The organism is Agrococcus sp. ARC_14 (genome assembly GCF_022436485.1).
Taxonomy (GTDB): domain Bacteria; phylum Actinomycetota; class Actinomycetes; order Actinomycetales; family Microbacteriaceae; genus Agrococcus.
The window spans coordinates 1-1,177 of sequence record NZ_JAKUDO010000004.1 but is presented as its reverse complement, the minus strand read 5'-3'; the positions used below and the strand labels follow the sequence as shown (position 1 = coordinate 1,177).

General features: G+C 68.1%; 1 protein-coding gene. It reads right to left on the bottom strand.

What is annotated here, in order from left to right; all coding sequences use genetic code 11:
• Positions 1 to 32 precede the first annotated feature (32 nt).
• A protein-coding gene (locus MKD51_RS15980; protein ID WP_240241482.1) for an IS3 family transposase occupies positions 33 to 1,177 on the bottom strand; the annotation gives its coding sequence in 2 pieces (ribosomal slippage) (positions 33 to 914 and positions 917 to 1,177; 1,143 coding nt annotated over the 2 pieces). This gene is flagged as partial in the annotation.

Genomic DNA, 1,177 nt, shown 5'->3' with positions numbered 1-1,177 from the left:
GGGGCTGCTGCACGAGTAGGTGACAGTTTCGGTTAGGCCGCAAGGGCCAGGTTCTTGGTCATGATGGTCTCGTACTCGACGGGCGTCAAACGGCCAAGGCGTGGCTGCCGGCGGCGTCGGTGGTAGGTCCGCTCGATCCAGGTGACGATCGCGATGCGCAGCTCTTCCCGGGTGGTCCACGCCCGCCGGTCGAGGACGTTCTTCTGCAGCAATGAGAAGAACGACTCCATTGCGGCGTTGTCGCCGGCCGCGCCGACCCTGCCCATCGATCCGACCATGCGGTGACGGGCCAGCGCGCGGATCGCCTTCCGGGAGCGGAACTGGCTTCCTCGGTCGCTGTGCACCACGCAACCGGCGACGTCGCCGCGCAGCGCGGCCGCGTTGTTGACGGCGTTCACGACCAGCCGGGACTTCATCCGCGAGTCGATCGAGTAGCCGACGATCTTGTTGCTGAACACGTCCTTGACCGCGCAGAGGTAGAGCTTGCCCTCAGCGGTGCAGTGCTCGGTGATGTCGGTCAACCAGAGCCGGTTAGGAGCATCGGCAACGAACTCGCGCTGCACGAGATCGTCGTGGACGGGCGGGCCGGCCTTCTTGCCGTTCCCGCGCGCCTTGCGCTTGCCGAACGCCGACCACCAGCCGTGCCGTGACGCGATCCGCCACGCCGTCCGGTCGGCCATCGGCTCCCCAGCGTCTCGGGCCTCATCGGCCAGCAGACGATGTCCGAACTCGGGATCGTCGCGGTGAGCGTCGAACAGCGCGTCCGCACGATACGCCTCCACCAGGTCAGCGGCCGTGACGGGGTTGGCGAGCCAGCGGTAGTAGGGCTGGCGGGAGAGCTTCAGCACCCGGCACGTCACCGCAACGGGGACCCCGTCGGCGGCGAGCTCTCTCACGAGCGGGTAGGTCATTTTCCCGGCAGATGCGCCTGTGCGAAGTACGCGGCCGCGCGGCGCAGCACCTCGTTCTCCTGCTCCAGCAGCCGCACGCGCTTGCGCAGCGCACGCGCCTCGTCCGCTTCGGCCTTGGTCGCGCCAGGCCTCGCGCTGACTTCGATCGCGGCCTGGCGGACCCAGTTCTGCAGACAGGTCTCGCTGATCCCGAAGTCGGCCGCGATCTGACGCAACGGAACACCGGGCTCGCGGTTCTGAGCGACGCGCACGACGTCCTCACGGAA